Consider the following 26,563-nt stretch of genomic DNA (forward strand, 5'->3'; position numbering starts at 1 on the left):
ACAGGCCCTAGGGGGAGGTGGCGGCGAAAACCGGTTCCAGGGCCCGGGCCAGTCGGCCGAGCCAGTCCTCCGCCGTGCCGCGTACCCACGGGTGCTCCGCGCGGAAGCCGCTCCAGTCGACCCGCCACCGGGCCACGGCACCCGGGCCGAAGCCGTCGGCTCCGCTGCCCAGGGTGCGGCGCAACACCTTCCGCAGCAGCCGCGGTGACAGCCTGGTCCCGTGCGCCTCGGCGAGCAGCACCGCGTCGTACAGGTCCTTGCCCTGCGCCCGGCCCTCGGTCTCGCAGTCCGCGTGCAGCCACAGCACTTTCCACGCCAGCGAGAGCTCCGGGCTCGCGGTCCGTACGGCGATGGGGGTGCCGCCGTCGCCCCTCGGGATCGGTGTCCAGACCGGGGTCTGCGGCAGCAGTTCGTCGCGGGCGAAGTCCAGCCGCACCTCGCCCGGCGGCAGCCCTTCCGCCCGCCAGGGGATCACCAGACGTACGCCGGGGGTGTCGTACTCCGCATACGTCCACGTGCCGTCGTCCTTCGCGGCGTCCGCATCGAGCAGCACCCCGGGGGCCGCCTCCGGCTGCCTGCGCACACGGTCCAGCAGGTCCATATACGGGGGGCTCGGCTCCACCGTCTCCGCGTCGGCGACGATCCAGTGCAGGCCCTCCGGCGGCAGAACGGCGCGCTGTCCGCCGGTGTCGAACTCCTCGTCCCGCCATATCTCGTAGCGGGCCGCGCCGTCCGCGGCTTCCGGCCACTGCTGGACGACCTCGACTCCCGCCACGTACGGATACGGGTCCAGCGGGTCCACGCGGACCTCGTCCTCCAGCACCACCCAGTCGAGGTCGGCCGGTTCACGGGCCGCCTGCCCTGCCCAGGCCGACATGACCATGCTTCCGCGCAGCACGAGGGATGTGCTCCACGGTGCCTCTGCGATGAGGGCGAGCACGTGGTCCAGGGCCGCGCGGTGTGCCGCGCGCCGCTCGGGGCTCACGCGGGCCCTCCGTCACGTCCGTTCACGGGAGACGACGCTAGCAACCGGCTCCGACAGCGCCTGACGTTCAGCGCTGCGTCACTGAGGGGCGTAAACGGCGTGCTGCGACGACGCTCCGTTGCTATCCTCGGGCGCATGATCACGCTTTCGCCTCAGCGCCGGATGATGCCCCTTCGACGGGGCTGCTGAGCACGGACGCGTACCGAATCCGAGGCCCCGGGACGGGGCCTCGACTGTTGTGCGACCAGGCCTCGCTACCCGGTAGGAGGACCGATGACCGCACCACGCCGCTACATCACCACGACCATTCCGTACGTCAACGCGCGTCCGCACCTGGGTTTCGCCCTGGAACTCGTCCAAGCGGACACGTTGGCGCGTCACCACCGCCGGCGAGGTGAGCAGGTCCGGCTGCTCAGCGGAACCGACGACAACTCTCTGAAGAACGTCCTGGCCGCCGAAGCGGCCGGCGTCGATGTGCAGTCGTTCGTCGACCGTAACGCCGACGCGTTCGCCGCACTGCGCGGCCCACTGGCGCTCTCGTTCGACGACTTCATCCGCACCAGCAGCGACCCGCGCCACCGCGTCGGAGTCGAACGGCTGTGGCGCAGGTGCGCCGCGTCGGGCGACCTCTATCGCAGAGCGTACGAGGGCCTGTACTGCGTGGGCTGCGAGCAGTTCTACACCCCTGACGAACTGGTCGATGGACGGTGTGGCGAACACGGCACCGAACCTCAGCTCGTCGCGGAGGAGAACTGGTTCTTCCGGCTGTCCCGTTACGCCGACCGCCTCCATCAGCTGCTCTCCAGCGGCGACCTGCGCATCGAGCCCGTCGCCCGCCGCAACGAGGTCCTGGCCCTGATCGAAGGCGGCCTGCACGACTTCTCCGTCTCCCGCTCCCACAGCCGCGCCCGGGGCTGGGGCATCCCCGTGCCCGAAGACCCGAGCCAGGTCGTCTATGTGTGGTGGGACGCCCTGGGCAACTACGTCACCAGCCTTGGATACGGCACCGATGACACCGCCTACGACCAGTGGTGGGCCACCAGCGAGCGCCGTGTCCACCTGGTCGGCAAGGGAGTGGTGCGCTTCCACGCCGTGTACTGGCCGGCCATGCTGCTGTCGGCCGGACTTCCGCTGCCCACCGACATCCTGGTCCACGACTACCTCACCGTCGACGGCCGCAAGATCAGCAAGTCCGCCGGAACCACCGTCGATCCGGCCGCACTGGCCGCGACCTATGGCACCGACGCGGTGCGCTGGTGGCTTCTGCGCGATGTGCCCCGGGTCGGGGACGCCGACTTCACTCCCGACCGTCTGACCGCCCGCGCGGATGGGGATTTCGCCGGGGGACTGGGCAACCTCGTCCATCGCATCGTGACCATGGTCCACCGCTTTCGCGGCGGAACCGTCCCCGGCTCCGCCCCCTCCAGTGGGTTGGCGCTGGCGGACGTCTGCCGGAAGGTGCCCGGTCTCGTCGACGCCGCCTTGGCCGACTTCGACTTCCGGCGCGCCACCCGCGCTGTCTGGAACATCGTGGAGGAAGCCAACCGATGTATCGATGCCACTCGGCCATGGGAACTGGCTCGGGCGGAGCGGCAGGGCGACAGCGAAGCTGCGAAGCGGCTCGACACCGTCCTCGTCACACTGGTCACCGCATGCCGCGTACTGGCGGATGAACTACGCCCCTTCATTCCCGATGCCGCCACGCGGATCACCGCACAGCTGACACCGGTCGAGGGGCGTCTGCCCGCAGCACAGCCGCTGTTCTCCCGACTTCAGGAGGACACGCGGCCGGTGTGACCTCCGGTGCTCCATTGGCCCGGTCGGCTGCTCCGCGTGATCAGCGGCTTTCACTTCGAGCCGTAGAACAGCCGCAGGAACTCCTCCATCGCCGCGTCGACACCGGCGCGGTCACCGGTGGCGAGCAGATCGAGCAGCAGACCGCGGACGGTGGCGAGCCCCAGCCTGGCGCGGTTCCGGGCCACGGCGGGGTCCGCCCCTGCGCCGGTCTCGGCTGCCACAAGCGGTTCCAGCCAGTCCGTCACGAGCCCTTCGAGGACCGGGGCCGCCTCGGGGCGGCCCCGCAGGGCGTGCCCGCAGACCTCGAAGAAGAGCCGTTCCTGACCGGCCAGCCGAGGATCGGTCAGCTGCCGCCACAGCCGCCGCGCGACATCGGCGGGCGAGAGACCGGGCTCCAGGCGCAGCTGGGACAGCAGATCGCGCTGGCGCCGCTCCGACGTCCGGACGATCTCGATGAGCAGCTGTTCCTTGGAGCCGAAGTAGTGGATCAGCATGCGGTGGCTGACGCCGATCGCGGCGCCCAGGCGGCGCAGGCTCAGATCCGCGATGCCGTGCGCCGCGACGTGGTCGACCGCCGCCTCCACCAGTTGTGTACGCCGGTCCCCGTCCGTGCCCTGCCCGGCCTCGCCCTCGGAATGCGCGTCGTCCGTATTCACCACGTCGCGAGTGTACCAATCGGTACATGGGGCGTGTACCGTCTGGTACATGATCCCCGTCACCGTGTCGATCGACGTACCGCAGACGCCCGAGCAGGTCTTCGACTTCCTCGATGTCATGGCTCACCACGAGCGATTCACCAACCACTACCTGACCGACTACCGCTACAGCGGCCCCGACCGCGGCATCGGATCGTGCGCAACGGTCACCGCGGCGCTGGGCGGTACGAAGACCGACGTCGCCATCGAGGTCGTCGATGCCGAAGCGCCGCGGCGCATCGTCGAACGCAACGTCAGCGCGGCCGGCCGACGCGTGGCCCACGGCACCTACACCATCGAACCGCTGCCAACCGGCGGCAGCCGCATCTCGTTCACCTACGCCTGGGAACGCGCCCCTCTCGCCGACCGGCTACTGTCCCCGGTCGTACGGCCCACGATGCGGCGCGCCAACCGCACGGTCATGCAACGCCTGGCCGACGAGTTGGCTCGCCATGTGTCCACTGCCGACTCCTGACGGCCGTGCATGCCACCGCGGGTTGCATTGGTGGCTCGCTGGACCTCGTCTGACGCAGCCACTGTAGGCGTCGATGTCAGGGCTTGATGGCGTGCAGGACGCGCAGACCGCGGGGGCCCACCTCGTCGTGGCGGATGTCGAGGCCGGCCATGCGGCACTGGTCGGTCACCCACTGCGGAGCCAGCCGGAGTTTGGGATAGCTGCTGGCCTTGAGCTGCCAGCCGTCGTCATGGCGGGTGTGCAGCAGATCGTGGACCTGGACCGTGTTCTCGTCGGGATAGTCGAGGAAGCAGGTGAGGATCCGGTCCGCGGTGCTGCGGACGGGGATGAAGCGGTCCGGGCCGATGAGTTCGTGTGTCAGATCGCGGTAGGTGGCGACGAAACTTCCGCCCGGGCGCAGCGCCTTGGCGATGTCCGTGATCAGTTCCTGTACGTGCGTACGGCTGGACAGGTGCGGCAGGGTGTCGCCCATGCATACCACGGCAGCGACCGAGCCCGGGGTGGTGAGTCGGGGCAGGGCGCCGTGGATGTCTCCGTGGACGGGACGGATGGCCTCCGCGGTCCCGGAGCGCTTGGCGTGTTCCCGGAGTTCGTCCAGGAGCGTGGTGCTGGTGTCGACGGCGGTCACCGCGGTGAAGCCGAGGCGGGCGAGGGCCAGGGCCTGGGGGCCGGGGCCGCAGCCGAGGTCGACGGCGGTGGTGTTCTCTTCCGGAGGGGCGACCAGGCCGAGACCGCGGAGGAGTTCGGCCTGTGCCGCCGCCACCGTCTCTATGTCACCGCCGAGCATCCATGTGTAGTGCTCGGCGAGCAGATCGTCGTAGTGCTCGGCAGCGGTGGTCATACGGGTTCCTTTCGCGAGCAGCTGGCGGTGGCTATTCCCCGGAGCCGGGGAGCGGGCCGAGTGTGGTGGCGTCGCTCACGGCCGACTCACCCGTACGCACCCAGGCGGCGAGATCGGCGAGGTACACGTTTGCCAGAGCGGCCTCCAGGGCGTCCCCGAGGGCGGCCCGATACGTGGGTGTCGCCTCCGCGTAGCGTTCCCGGCCGGTCGTGGTGATGCTCGCGCTGACCGCCCGACCGTCACCAGCCGCGGATGTCCGCTCCGCCAGCCCCCGCGCTTCCAGCCGGCCGACCAGGCGCGTCACGGTGCTGTCCTTGAGCCCGATCCGGTCGGCCAACTCACCCATACGCAGGGCGGGGCCGCTGTCGGGGCGGCCGAGCGCGCACAGTGCGCGGTACTCCGACAGCGGCAGGCCGTGCCCGTACTGCAGAGCGTCGTCCAACTGCTTCTCCACGCGGCCCAGCAGTCGTACGGCCATGCACCAGCGGTCGTCCTGCGCGTCGTCGGCGGGCTGCCGTGTCTCGTGGGATCTCTGACTTGGAGTCGTCACAGGGGCACGGTATCTGCTTGTACAAGCAGATAAAAGGCGTACCCGCTCCTGGCCGACAGGGTGAACCGACCGCCGTGTCGGCGGTCGGTTCAGTTGGTGGCCGGGCGGCCGGGGTGGCTCAGACCGTGGAGCGCCCGAGTTCGGTGTCCCGTTGCTGCGTGTTCGCGATGACGGGTCGGCCCTCGATCAGCCGCTTGATGCCGAAGGTGGCGACGGTGGCCACGGCCATCGCGGCGACCAGGAACCACAGACCGGTGACGGGGGACGAGGTGCGGTCCACGATCACACCGATCCCCATGGGACCGAATCCGCCGCCCAGGTTGCCCACGGCGTTGATCATGGCGATGCCCGAGGCGGCCTGAACGCCCGTGAGGAACCGGGACGGCAGCGACCAGAGCACCGGCTGTCCGGCGAAGATGCCCACCGCGGCCACGCTGATGAGCGCCATCTGCAGCACGTGGTTGTCCACCAGCGCGGTGGCGGCCAGGCCCAGGGCGCCCACGGCCGTGGTGGCGGCGATCCACGGGTAGCGGGAGCCGCTGCGGTCGGCGAGCTTTGGCACGACGTACAGGCCGAGGGCGACGAAGACATAGGGAATGGCGGTGATGAACCCGGTGGCCGTGGAGGACAGGCCGCCGAAGCCGTCGACGATGGTCGGCAGCCAGAAGCTGAGGCCGTAGGCGCCGAGGGGGAAGCACAGGAAGTACAGCGCCATCCACACGACGCGCTTGTCGCGCAGTGCGCTCAGCGGGTTCTCGTGGGCCGCGCCCAGCGCGTCCGTCTCTCGGGCGAGTTCATCGGCGATCCAGCCCTTCTCGTCGGCGGTCAGCCAGCGCACCCCGTCCGGTCCGTCCGGGAGGATACGGAGAGTGACGACGGCGAGCAGTATGGCGGGCAGCCCGGTGGCAACGAAGATCCACTGCCAGCCTTCCAGGCCGAGGGTGCCGTCCAGGTCACCGAGCGCGCCCATGAGCGGATTGCCGATGATGAAGGCGAGCGGGGACGCCATCATGAACCAGCCGGTCATCCGCGCCCGGTAGCGGTACGGGTACCACTTGGTCAGGTAGTAGAGGACGCCGGGGTAGAACCCCGCCTCGGCCACGCCGAGCAGAAAACGGGCGGCGTAGAACTGCCAGGCGGTGGAGACCAGGGCCGTGAGGACGGTGACCAGGCCCCAGCTGACCATGATCCTGGTGAACCAGCGGCGCGCTCCGAACCGCTCGAGAAGGATGTTGCTGGGCACTTCGAAGATCGCGTACGCGACGAAGAACGCGACTTGGCCGAGGGTGAACGCGGCGCTGGACAGCCCCAGTTCGTCTTGGAGTGTCAGCTTGGCGAACCCGACGTTCGACCGGTCGACATAGGCGACCAAATAGAGCAGCACCAGGAACGGCATCAGCCGCCAGGTGACCGTTTTCATCACTTTCGCTTCCATGCGGCTCTCTCCCAGGAGTTTCGGCATTGATCCTCTGGACGGTGACGGAAGGTATCGTGATTTGATAGCACCATTGAAGAGGTGGATGGGACACAGCTTGGTCACGGCCACCTCAGCGCACGGAAAGGACATCGCGCATGGCCGCGCTCGACCCCTCGCCCACCGCCACCGCCGACAGCACCGGCAGCGCCACAGCAGCCACCGCCGCCACCGTCGTCGCCAACGCCGGCAGCGCCGCCCCCCTCCGCAGCCGCGCCTGGTTCGGCGACGGAGGGAAGAACGGCTTCATCTCACGGCACCATCTGCGCGCCATGGGCCGGGGCGGTCATAACTTCGACGGCCGCCCCGTCATCGGCATCTGCAACACCTACTCCGAACTGACGCCGTGCAACGGCCACTTGCAGATCCTCGCCGATGCCGTGAAACGCGGTGTGCTGCAGGCGGGTGGCTTCCCGCTGGAGTTTCCCGCGATGTCGCTGGGCGAGCCGTTCCTCCGCCCGACCTCGATGCTCTACCGCAATCTCGCCGCCATGGAGATCGAGGAGCAGATCCGGGCCAACCCGCTGGACGCCGTCGTCCTCCTGACCGGCTGCGACAAGACCACCCCCGCCGCGCTGATGGGCGCCGCCAGCGCCGGGGTGCCGGCGATCGTCTTCACCGGTGGCCCGATGCTCAACGGGCGCTTCCGCGGCCGCAACGTCGGCTCGGGTACGGACATCTGGCGGATGACCGAGGAGTTGCGGGCGGGCACGATCACCCAGGAGGAGTTCACCGAGTTCGAGTCCTCGCTGAACCGCTCGGCGGGCCACTGCATGACCATGGGCACCGCTTCGACGATGGCCTGTCTCGCCGAGGCGCTGGGCATGATGCTGCCGGGCGCCTCCGGTCTGCCCGCTGTGGACGCCCGCCGCGGCACACTCGCCGAGGCCACCGGCGCCCGCGCCGTCGAACTCGCGGGCAGCGCCCTCACCCCGGGCCGGATCATGACCCGCGAGGCGTTCGAGAACGCCATTCGGGTCAACGCGGCGATCGGCGGCTCCACCAACGCCGTCGTACACCTCCTCGCCGTGGCCGGCCGGCTCGGCGTACCGCTCGCGCTCGACGACTTCGACCGGCTCGGCGCCGAACTGCCGCTGCTGGTGGACCTGATGCCGTCCGGCCGCTTCCTGATGGAGGAGTTCGCGTATGCCGGCGGGCTGCCCGCGCTCATCAACGATCTGCGGGACCGGCTGCACCACGACACCGTCACCGTGACCGGCCGGAGCCTCGTCGACAACTGCGCGGGCGCCGAGGTGTACGACCGTGAGGTGATCCGCCCGCTCGACAATCCGGTGCAGCCCGCCGGCACCGGCACCGCCGTCGTCCGCGGTAACCTCGCGCCCGACGGCGCGGTCGTCAAGCAGTCCGCGGCCGACCCGGCACTGCTCCGGCACACCGGCCCCGCCCTGGTCTTCGACTCCGTGGAGGAGTATCTGGCCGTCGCCGAGGACGACGACCTCGATGTCACCGCCGACACCGTCCTCGTCGTACGCAACCTCGGCCCGCGCGGCTACCCCGGGATGCCGGAGGTGGGCAACTTGCCGCTGCCCAAGAAACTCCTCGACGCCGGGGTCCGGGACATGGTGCGGATCTCCGACGCGCGCATGTCCGGTACGGCCTTCGGCGCCTGTGTGCTGCACGTCGCCCCGGAGGCGGCGGTCGGCGGACCGCTGGCGCTGATACGTACGGGGGATCAGGTCCGGCTCGACGTACCGGGGCGGCGCCTGGACATGCTGGTCGAGGACGCCGAACTGGACGAGCGGCGGGCCGAGTGGCAACCGCCGAAGCCGCCCGCCGACCGCGGCTGGACATACCTCTACACCCGGCATGTCACCCAGGCCGACACCGGCGCCGATCTCGACTTCCTGGTCGGCTCCACCGATTCCGCCCCGCCGCGGCAGGCGTTCTGAGGCATTCACCACAGGTGTTCTGAGGCATTCAGAGGAGTACGCATGTCCTACGAGGAACAGTCACGCATGAGCGAGCGTGTCCCGCCGGAACGCTGCCCACCCCCGGAGCCGGAAACCTCTCCGATGAGCGCTGCCCCCGGGCGGCCGGTGGCGCCTGAGGTCGTGACATGCGGCGAGGCGATGCTCCTGATGGTGGCGGAGCCCGGGGTGCCGCTGGAGCGGGCGACGGTGTTCCGGCGCTCCGTGGCGGGCGCGGAGTCCAACGTGGCGACCGGGCTCGCCAGGCTCGGACACCACACGCGCTGGCTCGGCCGCGTCGGCGACGACCCCTCCGGCCGGTCCGTACTGGCTCAGCTGCGCGCGGACGCCATCGACACGTCGTACGCCGTCGTGGACCCATCGGCGCCCACCGGGCTGCTGCTGCGGGACAGCCATGCGGCGCGGGCGATCGATGTGCAGTACCACCGGGCGGGCTCGGCGGCGTCCCGGCTCACCGCCGACGAGCTGACCGCCGAGATGGTGGAGGGCGCCCGGCTCGTGCACATCACGGGCATCACCCCCATGCTCTCGGACTCCGCCCACACGGCGACGCTGCGGCTGCTGGAGCTGGCCCGCGCGGTCGGCGCGACGGTTTCCTTCGACCCGAACGTACGGCTGAAACTGGGCACCCCCGAGCGCTGGCGCACGGTCGTGGGGCCGCTGTTGGAACAGGCGGACGTAACTCTGGCCGGCGAGGACGAGCTGGAGCTGCTGGGCGCGACGGCCCACGGGCTGCTCGCCGCGGGTGTCACCACGGCCGTGGTGAAGCACCGCGACAAGTCGGCCACCTGCAGTACGGCGGACGGCACATGGCGACAGGACGCGTTCCGGGTACCGGCCGCCGACCCGGTGGGGGCGGGCGACGCGTTCGCCGCCGGGTTTCTCTCCGGGGTCCTGAGTGGCGCACCGTACGACCGCTGTCTGGCGGCGGCGGCCGCGGTCGCCGCGCTCGTGGTGCAGTGCACCACCGACACCGACGGCCTTCCCGATCGCCGGGGCCTGGATCGCGCGCTGTCGTCGTTCACGGGCGGCGCGGAGACCGTCCACCGCTGACGCCCAGCACTCACTTCACCACCGCACCACACCAGGAGCACTCATGTATCGATGGGACATCGTCCGGGCCGTCACCGCTCAGCGGGTGTTCGGGATCGTCCGGGCGGCTGGGCCGCGGGAGGCCCTGGCCGCGGCCGTGGCCGTGCTCGACGCCGGGCTGAACGCCGTGGAGGTGGCGCTGACCACGCCGCGCGCGCTGAGCGCCGTCGCCGAGTTGACCGCGGAACGGCCGGATGCCCTGGTCGGCGCCGGCACGGTCATCGACGCCCCCGCCGCGCGGGCCGCGGTGGAGGCGGGCGCCCGGTTCCTGGTGTCGCCGAGCCTGCACCCGGAGGTGATCCGCACCGGACACCGCTACGGCGTGCCGGTCTTCCCCGGCGTCGCCACCCCGACCGAAATGGTCCGTGCCCTGGAGGAGGGCGCGGACGCGCTCAAGCTCTTCCCGGCCTCCGGCGCATCGCCGACCTGGCTGCGCGACGTACGGGCCGCACTACCCCAGGCCCCCGTGATCCCCACCGGTGGTGTGACAATGGACAACGCACCGGAGTGGATCGCGGCCGGGGCCATCGCCTGCGGCATGGGCTCGGCGCTCACCTCGGGCGGCGCCCAAGCGGCGGGCGAGCGGGTGACCACGCTCCTCGGCCGCCTCGCACAGGCCCGCTGAAACCCCGGGTCGGTCGAGGGCGGTAGAGCAGGACGGAAACGGGGAGCGCGTGGAACTGCAAGGGCTGCACGGACAGGTGGTGGACCAGATCGGCCTGTCCCTCGCCGCGGAGGAGACCCGCGCCGGCGAGGTGCTGCGCCTGGAGGACGTCCAGGAGCGCTATGGCGTCTCACGGACCGTCGCCCGGGAAGCGGTCCGAGTGCTGGAGTCCAAGCGCGTCGTCACCTCCCGCCCCCGTATCGGCATCACCGTACGGCCGATGACCGAGTGGAACCTGTACGACCCCCAGGTCATCCGCTGGCGGCTGAACTCACCGCACCGCGGGGCCCAGCTGCGCGAACTGGCGGAACTGCGCGCCGCCGTCGAGCCGTCCGCGGCCGCGCTTGCCGCGGCCTCGGGCGACGACGAAACCTGCAAGGCGCTCTTGGCGCATGCCCGGGCGATGGCGACCGCGGCGGCCGAGGCGGACACGGCCGGGTTCGTCGCGGCGGACGCCGCGTTCCACCGGGCGCTGCTCACCGCGTCGGGCAACGGGATGTTCGCCCAGCTCGCCGAGGTCACGGAGGAGTTGCTGACCGCCCGCCGCGAGCTGAGCCTGATGCCGGAGCGGGTCGACGAGGCGGCGGTCCGGCGCCACCAGGAAGTCGCGCAGGCCGTCGCCGAGGGGCGCCCGGCGGATGCCGCGGCCTGCGTACGGTCCATCGTGGACACCGCCCACAGCGAGGTCGAGGGCCTGCTGAGCGACACCGCCACGCCACCGTCGGCCTCATGCGCGCTGGACGTCTGAGGAGAACACGGGAAGCTCGTACGTACTTACGCGGACCTGCTCAGGCCACGGCGAGGAGGCTGACGGCGACGGCGGCGGTGCCCAGGACGATGACCTGGCCGCGGTGGATGCGCTCGGCGAGCACACCGCGGGCCAGCAGGACCGTACCGGCCGGGTAGAGGGCGGTGATCATGGCGACGACGGTGAGGTCCCCGCTGCGGGCGGCCGACAGGAACAGCAGATTCGCCACGGAGTCCAGCACACCCGCGGCGGCCGACATCGCGTACGCGGGCCGCTCGGGGCCCAGCCTGCGGTGCATCATCCCTGCCGCCACCAGGGTGACAGCGGATGACACCGCCCGGCCCACGATCAGCGGGGCCCCCGCTGTCGGACGGCGCCTGGTGCAAAAAGATCAGCTGAAGGGCGATGGCGGCACCCGCGCCCAAGGCCAGCAGCAGCGCCGTACGTGAGGGGCGCGCCGAGCCCGCGCCGTGTCCGGCGACAGTACGGTGCATCGGATCGATCCATGTGCGAGGACGGAGACCAGAGGGATGGTCGAGACGGCCGCGGCCCTGCGGACGGTCGCGAACAACGTGCGGGCGGCCCGCGCCCGTGCGGGCCTGTCCCTGGACGAACTCAGCCGGCGCGCCCAGGTCAGCAAGGGAGCCCTGGTCGGGTTGGAGAAGGCCCAGGGCAACCCCGACCTGGCCACCCTGGTCAGACTCGCCGACACGCTCGGCATTTCGGTGTCCGCCCTGATGCAAGGGCCGGCCGAAGACCGTGTCCGCGTCGTGGCCGCCGACGCCGTCGCACCGCTGTGGACCGGACCGCGGGGGAGCGAGGCCCGGCTCATGCTGACGACCTCGGGCCCGGCCCCGGTCGAGGTGTGGCGGTGGCAGCTGGAGCCGGGCGAGGAATACCCCAGCCATCCCCACCAGGCCGGGGTCGTGGAAACCATCAGCGTCACCTCCGGCCGGATGGCGCTGGTCATCGACGACACCGAGCACACCGTCGAAGCCGGACAGACCGCCACCTTCGACGGCGACGCGCCTCATACGTACCGCGGCTCAGGTGCCGAAACCTGCCACCTGATCATGACGGTCCACCTGCCGCCCGGGCCCGCCGCCACAACCTGACCAGACGGCGTCGTACCCCGGCGTGGACCCGCGGGCAGGCCGCACGGCGGCCGGCTCGGCCTCGGGGCGGGCACCACGGCCGGATCTCACGACGCGGTGAGCCGAGGCCGGAGCGGCGATAGCCTTGCATCGACTTGCGCGAGAGGGAGACCCGTTGTGTCCACGTTTGTTGTGTTCGACCTTGAATTCACGACATGGCAGGGGGCGCTTGAGCAGGACTGGGGGGCGCCGGGACAGCTTCGTGAGATTGTGCAGATCGGTGCGTTGCGGCTGCGTGAGGACTTTTCCGTCGTCGAGGAGTACGAGGCACTGGTACGACCTGTGGTCAATCCGCGGCTGTCGTCCTACTTCACCGAGTTGACCGGAATCGACCAGGAGACGGTGGACCGGGAAGGTGGATCCGCGGCGGAAGCACTTGGTGACTTCCTCGGATTCTGCCGGGGGCAGTCGGTGCTTTCCTACGGTAACGACATGGTCGTTCTCGGTGAGAACGTGGGCTGGGCGCGAGCCCGAGGGGAAGAGGTCAAGAACGGGTTCCTCGGTGCGCATTTCCTGAATATCCGCCCCTGGCTGAACACCGTCGCACCGCAGACGGAAAAAGCCAACGTCGGCCGCCTGTGGCAGGTGCTCGACCTCCCCAGGCCCGCCGAAGGGAAGGAGCATTCAGCGCTTTTCGACTGCTATTCCTTCGCCGCGGCCATCAAGCACCTGTGCGAGACCCGGTCGGTGGCCGTGATGACCGTCCTCGGCACGGCCATCACCGCCTGAGGCTCCCGGTCAGTCGAGCGCGGCGGCCATCCGCCGCACCGCCTCGTTGAGCAGTTCGGGTGAGGTGGCCAGGTTCAGCCGGACGAAGCCGGCGCCGCCGGTACCGAAGGGGATGCCGGAGCTCAGGGCGACGCGGCCGCGCTCCAGGAACACGGCGGCCGGGTCGTCGCGCAGGCCCAGGCCACGGCAGTCCAGCCAGGCCAGGTAGGTGGCCTGGCCCGGGGCGTAGCGCACGGCGGGCAGATGTTCGGCCAGCAGGTCGGCCAGCAGCCGGCGGTTGTCGTCGACGCCGGCGAGCAGGGAGTCGAGCCAGTCGCCACCGTCCCGCAACGCGGCGGTGTGGGCGATGATCCCGACATGGCTGGGATGCCCGATCGCTTCTGGAAGGCGGTCGAGATCGTCGGCCGCATCGGGGCCGGCGATGGCCAGGGCGGCCTTGAGCCCGGCCAGGTTCCACGCCTTGGACGCCGACATCAGCGACAGCCCGCTCGCCGAGCCGGGCACGCTCAGGTACGGGACGAATGTCGTGCCCGCCGCCACGATCGGGGCGTGTATCTCGTCGACGACGACCCGCGTACCACCCGTCCGCGCCAGCGCCGCCACGCGCGCCAACTCGTCGGCGGTGTGCACGGTGCCGGTCGGATTGTGCGGGCTGCAGAGCAGATACACGGGTCGGCCCCCGCCCTCGCGGGCATGGTCGAAGGCGCCCTCCAGTACGGCTGGGTCGAGCCGGTCGTCCGCACCGAGCGGAGCCTCGATGATCGGCCGGCCCAGGTTCTCGAGGAGCTGGTAGAACGGCGGGTACACCGGAGAGTTGACGATCACCGGATCACCCGGTCCGGAGACCAGTTTCAGCATCTCGACGATGCCCAGCATCACGTCCGGAACGATGGCCGTACGCTCCAGCGCGAGCCCGTCCCAGTCCCACCGCTCGCCGGCGAACTTGGCCAGCGCCTCGGCGTACCCCCGCCCGGTCGGGTAGCCGGTATCGCCCAGCGCCACCGCGTCCAGGATCGCCTGGGCGACGGGCTCGGCCAGGGGAACATCCATTTCGGCGACCCACAGCGGCAGCACGTCCTCCGGGTACGTCCGCCATTTCAGGCTCGTACGCCTCCGTAGCTGCTCCAAAGAGAGCTGACACAGCGGATTGGCAACACGAGGGGCAACGAGGTCGCGCGGCATGATCTCCATGGGCCAAAGATAGGCGAAGGGCCGCGCAAATCTTTCGTCTCTTTTACTTCCTCAAACCATCTTATGCCGCGCGGAGTTCAGCAGAACCCAGTGATCTCGATTTAGGTGGACTGCGGGACTTGTTCCTGGCTTCGCCAGAAGTCGCGTTTGTGCTCGACAGCCGGTAGGTAATTGAGTGCGGAGTGCAGGCGCTCTTCGCTGTGCGGCCGCGTAATCCACTGGAAGATTGCTTTCGTTTTCGGTAAACCCGCTTGCGCTCGCCGTGGTCTCATGCCGCGTCGTGGAAGACGAGGCCGAGGGTGTGCCGATGGCCGGAGCGGACGGTGCTCACACCGTGTCGCATCGGTCCGTTGGCCCAGCCCCGCTTGGTGGCGACCGGCCGGTCGCGGGTGGTGAACACCAGTCCGTGTCCCTGGAGCAGGGCGGTGGACGAACCTCTCGACTGGGCGCGGGGCCGCTGCTCGGTCATCAGGAACTCCCCGCCGGTGAAATCCGCTCCGGGCGCGTCCAGGCCGATGACCACCTGAAGCGGGAAGACCATCTCGCCGAACACGTCCCGGTGCAGCGCGTTCCAGTCACCGGGGCCGTACCGCAGCAGGATCTGTGCGGACTTGGACTGCCCGGCCTCGTGGCACATGGCCACCCACTCCTGAAGCGTGTCCGGCCACGGGGCGGGACGGCCGAGCTTGGCCGTCCAGTCGCGGGCGATGGGGAGGAGATGGGGGTAGAACGCCTCGCGCAGCTCCCGTACGACCTTGGGCAGGTCGTGGGTGAAATAGCGGTACTGGCCGGAGCCGAAGCGGTGACGCGCCATGTCGACGGTCGTACGGAAGTGGCCGGGCTCGTGGTACAGCGCGGCGATCTCTCGGCACTCGGCGGCAGTGAGCAGCCGGTCCGTCAGGGCGCTGCCGTACTCGCCCAACTCGTCGGTCAGGGCTGCCCAGTCGCACTGGGCGATCCTGTCGACGACCGGGCCCGCGGGTTGGATGGTCTGGCTCATGGTGAGGTCCTTGCTGCGAGCGCGTGGCGTTCTGGCGTTCCGATGCGGGCGGGGGATCAGCGGGCGTTGTGGAAGATGATGCCGAGGGTGTTGCGGTGTCCGGTCTCGACGGCGTTGGTGCCGTGGCGCATCGGGTGGCGGCGGAAGCCGTTCTTGCCGCGGACCGGGCGGTGCCGTACGGGGAAGATCATTCCCTGGCCGAGCCGGGGCTTGACGACGATCGCCCGGGACTGGAACCGGGGGCGTTGTTCGACGAAGACGTTCTCGCCGCCGGTGAAGTCCTCGCCGGGCTGGTTGAGCATGATGGCGATCTGCAGCGGGAAGACGATGTCGCCGTAGATGTCCTGGTGGAGGCAGGCGTAGTCGCCGGGGCCGTACCGCAGGAGCAGCGGGGTCGAGCGGTGCTGCCCGTTGTCCGCGCACTCGGCCAGCAGCTCTTCCAGCGCGGTGGGGAAGGTACGTTCGTTCAACTGCGGCGCCCACCGGTTGGCCATCCACGCCATCGGCGGATACAGCCGCTCGCGCAGGGTCTGGATCAGCGGGACGGTGGCCGGGTCGGTGTAGTACTTGTAGACGCCGCGGCCGAACTGGTACCGCTGCATGACGACGGTGGAGCGGAACAGGCCGGGTTTGTCGAACGTGTCGATGATCTCCCGACACTGAGCGGGCGAGAGGAGCGGCGCGGTGACGGCCACGCCCTCCTCGTTCAGCTGTGCATACAGCTCTTCCCAGTTGAGCTTGGCGAGCGCCGCAAGCCCCGCGGTGGGAAGGATGCTCGGTGCCGCACCGTCCGCCTCGGCAGGGGAGAACAGGGTGTCGGTGGCGGGGGTGAGCTGGTTCATGAAGGGTCTTTCCTGGGACGGCGCGGGTGGATGTCGAACCCGGCAATCGCCTCGCTGCGGGCCACCCCTGGTTCGTATCCGAGCATCGTGTCCGTCCCGGCCGGATGCTGGCGGCATTCGGACATCACGTTCCGGGGTCCGGCTCCGGCTCCGGCTCCGGAAAAGGGGCGGAGCGCATCCGCCCGGTCATGTCAGCATGCTCGACCATGGATGACTACGAGCCGAGTCGCGAGACACTGGCCGCCATCGCCACCCGGCATGGTGTCGATATCGGGGAGGTGCGGGCGGCCCCTCCGGGTGGGGCGAACCATGTTTTCCATCTCGGGGACGATCTGGTGCTGCGCATCCCGCGGGCCGAGCGTTTTGTGGCCGACCTGGTCAAGGAAGCCATGGTCATCCCTGTCGTACGGCGAGCCGGCGTGCGCACTCCCGATGTCGTCACATTCGATGACACCCGGTCCGTGGCCGATATGCCCTACATGGTCCTTGTCCGGGCACCGGGGGCCGATCTCGCGCAGGCCCAACCACTCCGCGCGGAGGTGGATACCGTCTTCCGGCAGGCGGGGCGGGAACTGGCCACGCTCCATCGGCTGTCCGCGAGGGCGGAACCCGGTCTGTCGGCCGTCCCCGAAGACGATGGCGGCGGAGACCCCCGAGCCCTGGTGGACCGCCTCTTCGCACAAGGCTGGATCGACATCGAGGCTTCGCGCTGGCTGGCTGACTGGTTCGACCGGCTCTCGGCGTACCTGCCCACGGACGAGCCCCGGGTCCTGGTGCACGGCGACATCGCCCCGCAGAACCTGCTCGTCTCCCGGAGCGCGCCGGCTCTCACCGGCATCGTGGACTGGGGGGACGCCCAGTGGGCCGACCCGGCGATCGAGTTCGCCAAGACCCCGTTGACCGGCATTCCCGCCATGCTCGAGGGATATCGGCAAGGAAGCGGCGAGGGAACTCCGGCGGAAGTCGGCTCGTGGGAGGCGCGTGTGCTCTGGTTCCACCTCACCTGGGCCCTCGGCCGGCTGCTGCATCCCGTCCCCAAGCCCGGCGAGCGCCACTGGACCGCACCGCCGACCAGTCGACTCCTGGGACTCCTGCGCTTCTTCGCCTCGACTCCGCCGGCTCCCTGGACGAACCTGGTCTGAGGCTCAGGAGTCCAGGTCGTCGGCGAAGTGCCGGAAACCGTTCCGCTCCTGGTGCAGGTTCCACAGGGTGTTCGCCAGAGCTGCCGGGTCCTTCTTGGCGTGACCGGGGATGATCGCGCCCGGGATGATCAGCTGCGCCACGTGGATGCCCTCGGCCGCGAGCGTGTCGTGCAGCAGTCGGCCGTACGCGCTTTCCGCGGCGAACGCGATCGACGTGCCCGCTCGGTCGGGGTGGGGCACGACGGCGGTACCGCCGTTGACGAACAGGACGGTGCCGCGCCCCAGGGCGCGCATGCCCGGCAGCACGTTCCGAACGGCGGTGACGGGGCCGTAGACGGAGAACTCGACCGGGCCGACGAGTTCCTCGTTGGTGTAGGGACCGTAGACGTCAGCGGTGTCGATCAAAGTCACGCCCAGAACCAGGGCTTGGTGTATGACGGAGATGGATGTTGCTTCGTCGCGTGGGGCGGCCGTGTTCTGCCTTCGTACCGGATCAGAGTGCTGCTGGGGCACAGCCCGTGAACGGGAAAGGGGGTGCCGGGTCCGGGTGGACGCATCGCCGCACCCGGAACCGGATCTCGACCTTGCCCAAACCCAACGGCACCGTTCCCAAGGAGCGTTGGTGCATGAAGTGGCCCGGAGCAGAGATCGGCAACCGCGGTGCTAGCCGAGGCGGGAGACCTGATAGTGGCTGATGAGCCAATCGGCGTCCGAGCGCTTCAGCAGTACGAGCAGGTTGCTGCTGACCGTGGGCCGGTCGGTGAACGAGAAGTCGACGGTCAGGTAGCCGAGCGCGGTGTCCTCGGAGAGGCGCCTGCTCTCCAGGATGCGGTAGGCGGCTGACAAGCCCGGGGGCTGGGATGCGTAGTAGTCGGCGACGCCCCGCCTTCCCACGCTGTACGGACGCAGCCCCTGGAAGATCGCGTCCTCGGTGAAGAGGGATGCGATCCGCTCCGGCTCGTGGTTGTCGACACCTGCCTTCCACCGGTCGAGGACGTCATGCAGGATCGCTTCGGTGTCTGTCGTGTCGGGCATCGGTGTTCTCCTTCAGTGACCCGCGCTCATACCGCCGTCGACATGGAGGATTTCACCGGTGACGAACGGGGCGTTCTCCAAATAGACCACCGCGTCCACGATGTCGCTCTGCTCACCCATCCGGCCGACCGGGTGCAGGCCGGCAAGGACCTCATGGGCCTCCTCGGGGTGCATGGGCGTCTTGATGGTGCCGGGTGAGACGGCGTTGGTGCGGATGCCGCGGGTGGCGTATTCGATGGCGAGGGACTTGGTGGCGGACTGGAGGCCGCCCTTGGTCAGTGAGGCCAGTACGGAGGGGACGCGGGCGTCGGCGTTGTCGACCAGGCTGGTGGTGATGTTGACGATGTGCCCGCCGCCCTGGGTGAGCATCTGCTCGATGGCCAGTTGGGTGATGCGGAAGAAACCGGTGAGGTTGACGGCAGTCACGGCGGCGTAGTCGTCCTGGGTGTACTCGGTGAAGGGCTTGGCGACGAATATGCCCGCGTTGTTGACCAGGGTGTCGACGCGGCCGAACCGCTCGATGGCGGCGGCGACGACACGTTCGGCGGTGGCGGGGTCGGCGATGTCGCCGGGAACGGTCACGACGGACGCGTCGTGGGACGGGGCGATGGTGCGGGACGTGGCGACGACGGCGTAGCCGAGCTTGCGGTACGCGTCGGCGAGGGCGGCGCCTATGCCCTGCGAGGCGCCGGTGATGACGGCGACCTTCTGAATGCTCATGATGACCTTCTCTGGGATGGAGCCGAATTGACTAGCCGACCGGTCGACTATTTGCGAACGTAGGCGGCTGAGCAGGAGAAGTCAAAGATCAAGAGGGGTTGGGCCGGGACCTGCTTCCTCTCACCTGATAGGCACAGGCTCCCAGTGCAGGTCGGTGCGACGGTGGCCCCTGGCGGTGCCGAGCGGTGCGGTGCGGTGCGGTGCGGTCGCGGGCCGGGTGCGGGGGAGCGGTGGAGGTTACTGGCGCCGATACGGGTCGCCGTCGGGCAGCCACACATCCGGGCCGTGGATCCCTAGGTCGCCGACACCGTCACAGAGGGCGTCGACGACGGCGAGGACCGCGGTGCGGACTTCGTCGCGGCGCCACACCAGGGACCAGGTCCAGTGGATCCGCGGCGTGACGACGGGGCGTCGGACGAGGTCGGGCGGGAGCGGGGTGGTCTGCCCCTTGGGCGAGTTGATGACCGGGCGGCCGCTGCGGCGGACGTGGTCGAAGAAGGCGGGGCCGGTGACGCCGCCGTCGGAGATGTGCAGACCGCGGGCCCCGGTGTCCTTGGCCAGCTGTTCGGCGTAGACGTTCCAGGACGACCAGGAGGTGATGTCGTCGTCCAGGAGGACGACGGTGTCCTCGGCGGTCACCTCGCTGGTGTCAGTGCCGGTGGCGACGGCATGGAGCCGGTCCGCGCCGATGAGCCGGGCGCGCAGGTTGCGCTTCTCCAGGTCCTCGGTGCGTACCCAGCACACGGCGAGGTCCAGGCTCCCGTCGGCGACCCGGGCGGCCTGGCTGTGCGAGGGGGCGACCCACGCGTCGATGTGGACCTGGGCCACGGCGGATGTGCGGGCGATCAGGTCCGCGGGGAGCCAGTTGACGTAGCCGAGCCGAACCGGTTCGGAGCCCGATAGCCGACGCGCACGTCGCTGCAGGTCGTCGGCGCGTTCCAGCAGGGCGCGGGTGTGCGGGAGCAGGGCCGAGCCGGCCGGGGTGAGGGACACCGAACGGCGGTCGCGGTCGAACAGGCGCACCCCCAGGTCGCGTTCGAGCGCCTTGATCTGCTGGGACAGGGACGGTCCGGCGATCAGGAGCCGCTGGGCGGCCCGGCCGAAGTTCAGCTCCTCGGCCACGGCGACGAAGTAGCGAAGTTGGCGCAGCTCCACGTCCGCCATGGTACGTCGGTGAGAGGCCATGCCTCCCAGGAGGGAGCCGGCTGGTCGTGGCGTCGCGCCTGATGGCATACGGATGATGGCGGCATGGAGACCCGAGGTGAAATGACCGCGGCGGCCGTGGCCGAGCCCGGCGGGTCGCGGGCCGCCGAGGTGGTCCGCGCGAGGGAACTGGCCGCGACCGGCAAGAGCGTACGACCGCCGCGCGCTCCCTCGGCCCGAGAAAGCGCTCCGCGCTTCTCGCCCTGGGGCCACGTCGCCCAAGCCGCCGCGGCGCTCGCCGCGGGCATGGGGGTCGGCCGGTTCGTCTACACCCCGATCCTCCCCCTGATGCACGCCCAGGCGGGACTGTCCGCGGGCTCGGGAGCCGACCTGGCCACCGCCAACTACATCGGCTACCTCGTCGGCGCGCTCACCGGCATCCTGGCCCCCGCACTGGTCCGCTCGCCCGTCCTCCTGCGCGCTTCCCTGATCGCGCTGACCGGCAGCCTGGCCGCGATGCCCGCCACCCACAACACGGCGGTGTGGATCGTGCTGCGGCTGCCGGCCGGTGTCGCCAGCGCCCTGATCTTTGTCATCGCCGTCAGCTCCCTCCATAGCCACCTACGCGAGCACCCCGCCCACCTGCCCGGATGGGCCTTCGGCGGCGTGGGCGCCGGCATCGCCCTGTCCGGCCTCCTCGTCCTCGCCTTGCGTTCCGTCGCCGACTGGCGGGCCGCCTGGTGGGCCTCGGCGGCCCTCGCCGCCGTCCTCACCCTCGCCTCATGGAACCTGCGCCCCGAGCCGGCCCCCGCGGCCACCGGGGAACGGGGCAGGGCGGCGGTCGATCGGCCAAGGATCCGTACGCACCGCTGGTTCGGTGTGCTGTTCGCCTCCTACGGCCTGGAAGGCATCGGCTACATCGTCGCCGGGACCTTCCTCGTCGCCGCGATCGAGCAGAGCTCTCCGGGGTGGGTCGGCGGCGGCGCCTGGGTGCTGGTCGGTCTGGCGGCCGTACCGTCGTCGGCGCTGTGGGCATGGCTCGGACGCCGCTGGTCCCGCCCTGATCTGTTGCTCGTCGCTCTCGTCGTCCAGGCCGTCGGCATCGCGCTGCCGGCACTTGTCGGCGGTGTGGCGGCGGCTCTCGGCTCCGCGGTCCTGTTCGGCGCCACGTTCATCGGCGTCAGCAACCTCGCCCTGGCCACGGGGGCCCATCTGCGGTTTCCCCGCTCGGTCGCGCTGCTGACCGCCGGCTACTCCGTCGGTCAGATCCTCGGCCCGCTGGTCGTCGCGCCACTGCTCCGCCACGGCTATCACCAGGCGCTGATCCTGGCCGCCGTCGTGGTCCTGGCCGCCGCCGCGGCCGCCGCCGTGCTGCGGATCGGCTTCCCGAACCGCGTCGGCGAGCGTTAGACACCGGCCACGGTCTCGCGCGGCGCATGAGCGCCGAGCAGGGCAAGGCAGTTCGCCCACAAGGGGCCCAGCTGCTGGGTGCTGTTGTAGAGCTTGGCGAACAGCACCTGACCCTCGAGCTGGGCAACCACCGCCCGCGCCGCTTCCCGGGTGTCGGCCACCTCGACCTCCTGCCGCTCAAGAGCCTCGGCGATGACCGAGTCGACCATCTCGACCTGCGCCTCGAAGATCTCCTGCAGCCGGGTGCGGATGGCCTCGGTCTGGTTGCTCATCTCCAGGGTGAGGTTCCCGAAGAGACACCCCGAGACGGCGCCACAACTCTGCTGGGCGGTACGGAGGCCGACCTCCGTCTCCTCGAACAGCCGGCGCAGCCGCAGCAGCGGTTGGGCGTCACCGCGTTGGGCGTCGCTGCCGAGTGCGGTTGCCCAGGTGCGCTTCTGACCGGCCCAGTGCTCATCGATGACGGCCAGTGCCAGGGACTCCTTCGAGTCGAAGAAGTAGTAGAAGCTCCCCTTGGGCACACCGGCCGTCCGGCAGATCTCGGCCACCCCCAGCGCCGAATAACCGTGCGTCTCGATGAGCGACCGAGCGGCGCTCAGAATTCTCTCGCGAGCATCACTGGTCCGTCCCATGGAGTCAGTTTACGACCGGTCGTCTATTACCCCATCGGGAAAAATCGTCGACAATCCTACTGTTGACAGTTGCCCGGCGAAGTGGCCATGCTGCGACTACCCCCGGAAACCTGGAGTCCCCACACCCGCACAAGGAGTCGCCTCGCCATGACCAGCCTGTCCCCGCAGCTGCGCCAAGCCACCCCCGTCACCGCCGAACGCGGCGAAGGCGTCTATCTCTACGGCACCGACGGCCGCCGCTACCTCGACTTCACCGCCGGTATCGGCGTCACCAGCACGGGGCACTGCCACCCGCGCGTCGTCGCCGCGGCCCAGGAGCAGGTGGGCAAGCTCATCCACGGCCAGTACACGACCGTGATGCACCAGCCGCTGCAGCGGCTGGTCGAACGGCTCGGGGATGTGCTGCCCGCCGGCCTGGACAGCCTGTTCTTCTCCAACTCCGGCAGTGAGGCCGTCGAAGCGGCGCTGCGGCTGGCCCGCCAGGCCACCGGCCGCCCCAACATCGTGGTCTTCCACGGCGGTTTCCACGGACGCACCGTCGCGGCCGCCACCATGACCACGTCCGGCACCCGCTTCCGCACCGGGTTCTCCCCGCTGATGTCGGGCGTCGCCGTCGCCCCGTTCCCCACCGCCTTCCGCTACGGATGGGACCAGGAGACCGCGACCCGCTTCGCGCTCACCGAGCTCGACTACCTGCTGCAGACCGTCACCGCGCCCCAGGACACCGCGGCCTTCGTCGTCGAGCCCGTGCTCGGCGAAGGCGGCTACATCCCCGCCGACCCGGCCTTCCTGCGCGGGCTGCGCGAGCGCGCCGACCGCCACGGCATCGTGCTCGTGGTGGACGAGATCCAGACCGGCTTCGGCCGCACCGGCCGCTACTGGGGCCACGACCACGCCGACGGCGTCCGCCCGGACATCATCACCATCGCCAAGGGGCTGGCCAGCGGATTCCCGCTGTCCGGCATCGCCGCCTCGCAGGAGCTGATGAGCAAGGCGTACCCCGGCTCGCAGGGCGGCACCTACGGTGGCAACGCCGTGGCGTGCGCGGCCGCGGTCGCCACCCTCGACGTGATCCGGGACGAGAAGCTGGTGGAGAACGCCGACGCCATGGGGCGGCGGCTGCGCGCCGGCCTGGAAGAGGTCGCCCGCACCACGCCGGGCATCGCCGACGTCCGCGGACTGGGCCTGATGCTCGGCAGCGAGTTCGTCACCGCCGACGGATCCCCCGACCCGGACACCGCCGCCCGGGTACAGCAGGCCGCCGCAGCCGAGGGGCTGCTGCTGTTGCTGTGCGGCCCCTGGAACAGCGTCGTACGCATGATCCCGGCACTGGTCATCGACGAGACAGCCGTCGACGAGGGACTGCGCGCCTGGCGGGCCGCCGTCGAGGCGGGTACGGCCGCCACGTCATGACCGGCACCACCCCCTCTCCGGCCGCCTCGGCCACCACTGCGGACCTGACGGAGGCCCTGCGCCGGGAGGTGCCGTCCCTGCGGGTCGACACCTCCGGCGGCAGGCGCGCACAGTACGCGTACGACGCGTCGAACTACCGGGTGCCGCCCCTGGCCGTGGCGTTCCCCGCCGACGCCGACGAGGTCGTCGGCGCGCACAAGGTCTGCCACCGGCTCGGTGTGCCGGTCACCTCCCGCGGCGCGGGCACCAGCATGGCCGGCAACGCCGTCGGCACCGGCCTCGTCCTGGACCTGTCCCGCCACCTGCGGCGCGTCCTGGAGATCGACGCGGACGGGCGGACTGCGCGTGTCGAGGCCGGGATCGTCCTCGACGACCTCCAGGACGCCGCCGCCCCGTACGGGCTGGCCTTCGGCCCCGATCCGTCCTCGCACAGCCGCTGCACCATCGGCGGGATGATCGGCAATGACGCGTGCGGCAACCACTCCGTGCGTTACGGCCGCACCGGCGAGCACCTGGTCGCCCTCGACCTGGTCCTGGCCGACGGCACCCGCGCCATCGCCGACCGGGACGGACTGCGCGCCGTGGACGAGGCGGGCCGGGAGCGGGTGGCGCAGCTGACGGCCCGCCTTCGCGGCATCGTCGAGGCAAACCTGGCGGCGATCCGGCTGACGCTCGGCCGTATTCCGCGCCAGGTCTCCGGCTATCAGCTGCAGCATCTGCTGCCGGAGCACGGTTTCGACGCCGTACGTGTCCTCGCCGGCACCGAGGGGACCTGCGCCACGGTGGTGTCCGCCACCGTACGGCTGATGCCGAAGCCACCGGCCGCGCTGCTGGTGGCGCTCGGCTACGACGATGTCGTCGACGCGGCCGAGGATGTGCCGCTCATCCTGAAGTTCTCCCCGGCCGCCGTCGAGGGTCTTGACGAGGCGATCGTGGCCACGATGCGCCACCGTCGTGGCGCCGCCTCGGTGACCGGACTGCCCGAAGGCCGGGCATGGCTGTACGTCGACCTCGACGGGGAGGAGCCACAGCAGGTCGCCGCGGAGGCCGAACGCCTCCTGGACGAGCTGAAGGCGGCGGGCCGGATGGTCTCCGGCCGTCTGATCGCCGACCGCTTTGAGCGGGCCTCCCTGTGGCGGGTCCGTGAGGACGGCGCGGGGCTGGCCGCCCGGCTGACCGACGGCAGTGCGTCGTGGCCCGGCTGGGAGGACGCGGCGGTCGCCCCCGACCGGCTGGCGGGCTATCTGCGCGACTTCCGCGCCCTCATGGCCGACCACCGGCTCACCGGTGTGCTGTACGGACACTTCGGCGCGGGCTGCGTCCACGTACGGATCGACTTCCGCCCCGACACCGACGACGGCCGGGCCGCCATGCGCGCCTTCCTCACCGACGCCGCCCGGCTCGTCGTACGGCACGGAGGAACGCTCTCGGGTGAACACGGCGACGGCCGGGCCCGCGGCGAACTGCTGTCGGTGATGTACGAACGGCCGATGCTGGACGCCTTCGCGGCGTTCAAACACGCCTGGGACCCCCAGGGACTGCTCAACCCGGGCATCCTCGTCGACCCCCGCCCACTGGACGCGGACCTCGCCCTCGACACGGGCCGCACCACCACCCCCCAGTCGGTGTTCGCCCTGCTCGAAGACCCGGACGGCATCGCGGGAGCCGTGGGCCGCTGTGTCGGAGTGGGCCGCTGCCGCAGCCACAGCGGCGGTGTCATGTGCCCCAGCTACCGGGCCACCGGCGACGAACAGCACTCCACCCGCGGCCGGGCGCGGACCCTCCAGGAGATGCTGCGCGGCGCACTGCCCGGCGGGTGGCGCTCCCGCGAGACGCGCGAAGCGCTCGATCTGTGTCTGTCGTGCAAGGCATGCTCCAGTGACTGCCCGGTCGGCGTCGACATGGCGACCTACAAGTCGGAGTTTCTGCACCACCACTACCGGTGGCGCCCGCGCCCCCTCTCGCACTACTCGCTCGGCTGGCTGCCGCTGTGGACGGCGCTCGCCGGACGTATGCCCAAGCCGGTCAACGCGGTGATGGGCAGCCGCCTCGGCGCCTGGATCGCCCGTCTGGGCGGGGTCACCACCAAGCGGAGCCTGCCCGCGTTCCACGGGCGGCGCGCATGGCGGCGCGGTCTGGCCGCCGGGCCGGCCGACGCCACGTCCGCGGTGCTCGTGGTCGACTCCTTCACCCGGGCATTCCGCCCCGAGCTGGCGGGAGCCGCGTCCCGGGTCCTCGCCGAGGCCGGGCTGCCCACCCGGGCACGCGGCGACATCTGCTGCGGCCTGACCTGGATCACGACCGGCCAGCTCGGCATCGCCCGCCGCGTACTGGCACGCACCGCCGCCGCAGTCGACACGCCAGAAGGTGGACCCATCGTGGTCACCGAACCCAGCTGCGCCGCCACCCTCGCCAAGGACCTGCCGGAGCTGGTGGACAGCGACGCGGCACGCCGTGTCGCCGCCCGGGTGCGCACCTTCACCGGGGCGCTCGCCGAGCGCGTGGCCGAGGGGTGGCGCCCCGAGCGCGTACCCGACGAGGTGGTTCTGCAGACCCATTGCCACCAGTACGCGGTGTTCGGCGCCGGACAACAGCGCGATCTGCTGCGCGACCTGGGCATCGAGAAGATCACCGAGGCCACGGGCTGCTGCGGAGTGGCCGGCAACTTCGGCTTTGAACACGATCACTACGATGTGTCGCTCGCCGTGGCCGACCAGGCCCTGCGCCCACGGCTGGAAGCCGCCGACCCCGGCACACCGGTCCTGGCCGACGGATTCAGCTGCCAGATGCAGATCGAGCACCTGGTCGGAGACGACCGCCCCGGCGCCACACATCTGGCGCAACTCCTGGACGACGCCCAATCCCCTTGGCGTACCTGAGGT

General features: G+C 70.5%; 25 protein-coding genes and 1 pseudogene. 12 read left to right on the forward strand and 14 right to left on the reverse strand.

From position 1 onward, the window contains the following. Positions 1-7: 7 nt before the first annotated feature. On the reverse strand, positions 8-985 hold the full coding sequence (locus ACH4U7_RS11830) for a nucleotidyl transferase AbiEii/AbiGii toxin family protein (RefSeq protein ID WP_398527800.1): 978 nt from the start codon (positions 983-985) through the stop codon (positions 8-10). A gap of 273 nt (positions 986-1,258) precedes the next feature. On the opposite strand from ACH4U7_RS11830, the gene ACH4U7_RS11835 reads away from it, so the two are divergent. After that, positions 1,259-2,782, forward strand: coding sequence for a methionine--tRNA ligase (locus ACH4U7_RS11835; RefSeq protein WP_398527801.1), 1,524 nt, complete (start codon positions 1,259-1,261; stop codon positions 2,780-2,782). Positions 2,783-2,832: 50 nt separating this feature from the next. Here ACH4U7_RS11835 and ACH4U7_RS11840 read toward each other — a convergent pair whose 3' ends face one another. Beyond that, positions 2,833-3,441 (reverse strand): TetR/AcrR family transcriptional regulator, encoded by a 609-nt coding sequence (locus ACH4U7_RS11840; protein WP_398527802.1) that lies wholly within the window; start codon positions 3,439-3,441, stop codon positions 2,833-2,835. Positions 3,442-3,487: 46 nt separating this feature from the next. On the opposite strand from ACH4U7_RS11840, the gene ACH4U7_RS11845 reads away from it, so the two are divergent. Further along, positions 3,488-3,952 (forward strand): SRPBCC family protein, encoded by a 465-nt coding sequence (locus tag ACH4U7_RS11845; protein ID WP_398527803.1) that lies wholly within the window; start codon positions 3,488-3,490, stop codon positions 3,950-3,952. A gap of 76 nt (positions 3,953-4,028) precedes the next feature. On the opposite strand, the gene ACH4U7_RS11850 is transcribed toward ACH4U7_RS11845, so the two are convergent. The 3 genes from ACH4U7_RS11850 to ACH4U7_RS11860 all read right to left on the reverse strand — a co-directional run bounded on the left by ACH4U7_RS11850 (position 4,029) and on the right by ACH4U7_RS11860 (position 6,778). Continuing rightward, the gene (locus ACH4U7_RS11850) at positions 4,029-4,793 is read right to left on the reverse strand and encodes a class I SAM-dependent methyltransferase (protein ID WP_398527804.1); all 765 of its coding nucleotides are present in this window, start codon (positions 4,791-4,793) and stop codon (positions 4,029-4,031) included. A 31-nt stretch (positions 4,794-4,824) separates the two neighbouring features. Beyond that, positions 4,825-5,343, reverse strand: a complete 519-nt coding sequence (locus ACH4U7_RS11855) for a MarR family winged helix-turn-helix transcriptional regulator (RefSeq protein ID WP_398527805.1) — start codon at positions 5,341-5,343, stop codon at positions 4,825-4,827. Between the two features lie 118 nt (positions 5,344-5,461). Beyond that, positions 5,462-6,778: an MFS transporter gene (locus ACH4U7_RS11860; RefSeq protein WP_398527806.1), complete on the reverse strand. Its 1,317-nt coding sequence runs from the start codon at positions 6,776-6,778 to the stop codon at positions 5,462-5,464. A gap of 137 nt (positions 6,779-6,915) precedes the next feature. Here ACH4U7_RS11860 and ACH4U7_RS11865 point away from each other — a divergent pair, with 137 nt between their 5' ends. The 4 genes from ACH4U7_RS11865 to ACH4U7_RS11880 all read left to right on the forward strand — a co-directional run bounded on the left by ACH4U7_RS11865 (position 6,916) and on the right by ACH4U7_RS11880 (position 11,270). Then, positions 6,916-8,727 (forward strand): IlvD/Edd family dehydratase, encoded by a 1,812-nt coding sequence (locus tag ACH4U7_RS11865; protein ID WP_398527807.1) that lies wholly within the window; start codon positions 6,916-6,918, stop codon positions 8,725-8,727. A gap of 123 nt (positions 8,728-8,850) precedes the next feature. Beyond that, complete coding sequence (locus tag ACH4U7_RS11870) at positions 8,851-9,819, forward strand: sugar kinase (protein ID WP_398527808.1); 969 nt, start codon at positions 8,851-8,853, stop codon at positions 9,817-9,819. A gap of 43 nt (positions 9,820-9,862) precedes the next feature. Beyond that, the gene (locus ACH4U7_RS11875) at positions 9,863-10,483 is read left to right on the forward strand and encodes a bifunctional 4-hydroxy-2-oxoglutarate aldolase/2-dehydro-3-deoxy-phosphogluconate aldolase (RefSeq protein ID WP_398527809.1); all 621 of its coding nucleotides are present in this window, start codon (positions 9,863-9,865) and stop codon (positions 10,481-10,483) included. A gap of 49 nt (positions 10,484-10,532) precedes the next feature. Further along, positions 10,533-11,270, forward strand: coding sequence for a FadR/GntR family transcriptional regulator (locus ACH4U7_RS11880; protein WP_398527810.1), 738 nt, complete (start codon positions 10,533-10,535; stop codon positions 11,268-11,270). Between the two features lie 40 nt (positions 11,271-11,310). Here ACH4U7_RS11880 and ACH4U7_RS11885 read toward each other — a convergent pair. Next, a pseudogene (locus ACH4U7_RS11885) lies at positions 11,311-11,749 on the reverse strand (EamA family transporter); the annotation flags it as partial. Positions 11,750-11,800: 51 nt separating this feature from the next. Here ACH4U7_RS11885 and ACH4U7_RS11890 point away from each other — a divergent pair. Both ACH4U7_RS11890 and ACH4U7_RS11895 read left to right on the forward strand, forming a co-directional pair. After that, entirely contained in the window at positions 11,801-12,385 is a 585-nt protein-coding gene (locus ACH4U7_RS11890; RefSeq protein WP_398527811.1) for a helix-turn-helix domain-containing protein, read from the forward strand. A gap of 156 nt (positions 12,386-12,541) precedes the next feature. After that, on the forward strand, positions 12,542-13,153 hold the full coding sequence (locus tag ACH4U7_RS11895; protein ID WP_398527812.1) for an exonuclease domain-containing protein: 612 nt from the start codon (positions 12,542-12,544) through the stop codon (positions 13,151-13,153). A 9-nt stretch (positions 13,154-13,162) separates the two neighbouring features. Here the strand turns inward: ACH4U7_RS11895 and ACH4U7_RS11900 are convergent, their stop codons facing one another. The 3 genes from ACH4U7_RS11900 to ACH4U7_RS11910 all read right to left on the reverse strand — a co-directional run bounded on the left by ACH4U7_RS11900 (position 13,163) and on the right by ACH4U7_RS11910 (position 16,186). Then, the gene (locus tag ACH4U7_RS11900) at positions 13,163-14,335 is read right to left on the reverse strand and encodes a MalY/PatB family protein (RefSeq protein ID WP_398527992.1); all 1,173 of its coding nucleotides are present in this window, start codon (positions 14,333-14,335) and stop codon (positions 13,163-13,165) included. Between the two features lie 277 nt (positions 14,336-14,612). Further along, positions 14,613-15,344 carry a 2OG-Fe(II) oxygenase gene (locus tag ACH4U7_RS11905; protein ID WP_398527813.1) on the reverse strand — a complete coding sequence of 244 codons (732 nt, stop codon included), beginning with the start codon at positions 15,342-15,344 and terminating at the stop codon, positions 14,613-14,615. A gap of 56 nt (positions 15,345-15,400) precedes the next feature. Then, a complete protein-coding gene (locus tag ACH4U7_RS11910) occupies positions 15,401-16,186 on the reverse strand; it encodes a 2OG-Fe(II) oxygenase (protein WP_398527814.1) in 786 nt (261 codons plus the stop codon). A gap of 206 nt (positions 16,187-16,392) precedes the next feature. Between ACH4U7_RS11910 and ACH4U7_RS11915 the strand changes: the two genes are divergently transcribed. Continuing rightward, complete coding sequence (locus tag ACH4U7_RS11915; RefSeq protein ID WP_398527815.1) at positions 16,393-17,328, forward strand: phosphotransferase family protein; 936 nt, start codon at positions 16,393-16,395, stop codon at positions 17,326-17,328. A 3-nt stretch (positions 17,329-17,331) separates the two neighbouring features. Here the strand turns inward: ACH4U7_RS11915 and ACH4U7_RS11920 are convergent, their stop codons facing one another. The 4 genes from ACH4U7_RS11920 to ACH4U7_RS11935 form a co-directional block, all read right to left on the reverse strand. Beyond that, on the reverse strand, positions 17,332-17,841 hold the full coding sequence (locus tag ACH4U7_RS11920; RefSeq protein WP_398527816.1) for an aldo/keto reductase: 510 nt from the start codon (positions 17,839-17,841) through the stop codon (positions 17,332-17,334). Positions 17,842-17,991: 150 nt separating this feature from the next. After that, entirely contained in the window at positions 17,992-18,363 is a 372-nt protein-coding gene (locus ACH4U7_RS11925; RefSeq protein WP_398527817.1) for a YybH family protein, read from the reverse strand. Positions 18,364-18,375: 12 nt separating this feature from the next. After that, positions 18,376-19,083, reverse strand: coding sequence for an SDR family NAD(P)-dependent oxidoreductase (locus tag ACH4U7_RS11930; protein WP_398527818.1), 708 nt, complete (start codon positions 19,081-19,083; stop codon positions 18,376-18,378). A 237-nt stretch (positions 19,084-19,320) separates the two neighbouring features. After that, positions 19,321-20,247: a LysR family transcriptional regulator gene (locus ACH4U7_RS11935; protein ID WP_398527819.1), complete on the reverse strand. Its 927-nt coding sequence runs from the start codon at positions 20,245-20,247 to the stop codon at positions 19,321-19,323. Positions 20,248-20,532: 285 nt separating this feature from the next. Here ACH4U7_RS11935 and ACH4U7_RS11940 point away from each other — a divergent pair, with 285 nt between their 5' ends. After that, on the forward strand, positions 20,533-21,636 hold the full coding sequence (locus ACH4U7_RS11940) for a YbfB/YjiJ family MFS transporter (protein ID WP_398527993.1): 1,104 nt from the start codon (positions 20,533-20,535) through the stop codon (positions 21,634-21,636). On the opposite strand, the gene ACH4U7_RS11945 is transcribed toward ACH4U7_RS11940, so the two are convergent. Then, positions 21,633-22,268, reverse strand: coding sequence for a TetR/AcrR family transcriptional regulator (locus ACH4U7_RS11945; RefSeq protein WP_398527820.1), 636 nt, complete (start codon positions 22,266-22,268; stop codon positions 21,633-21,635). The genes ACH4U7_RS11940 and ACH4U7_RS11945 overlap by 4 nt on opposite strands. A gap of 147 nt (positions 22,269-22,415) precedes the next feature. Here ACH4U7_RS11945 and ACH4U7_RS11950 point away from each other — a divergent pair, with 147 nt between their 5' ends. Beyond that, complete coding sequence (locus tag ACH4U7_RS11950; RefSeq protein WP_398527821.1) at positions 22,416-23,681, forward strand: aspartate aminotransferase family protein; 1,266 nt, start codon at positions 22,416-22,418, stop codon at positions 23,679-23,681. Then, positions 23,678-26,560 carry an FAD-binding and (Fe-S)-binding domain-containing protein gene (locus ACH4U7_RS11955; protein ID WP_398527822.1) on the forward strand — a complete coding sequence of 961 codons (2,883 nt, stop codon included), beginning with the start codon at positions 23,678-23,680 and terminating at the stop codon, positions 26,558-26,560. The genes ACH4U7_RS11950 and ACH4U7_RS11955 overlap by 4 nt, the downstream gene beginning before the upstream one ends. Positions 26,561-26,563 lie beyond the last annotated feature (3 nt).

The sequence above is a fragment of the Streptomyces sp. NPDC020845 genome (assembly GCF_044334165.1).
Taxonomy (GTDB): domain Bacteria; phylum Actinomycetota; class Actinomycetes; order Streptomycetales; family Streptomycetaceae; genus Streptomyces.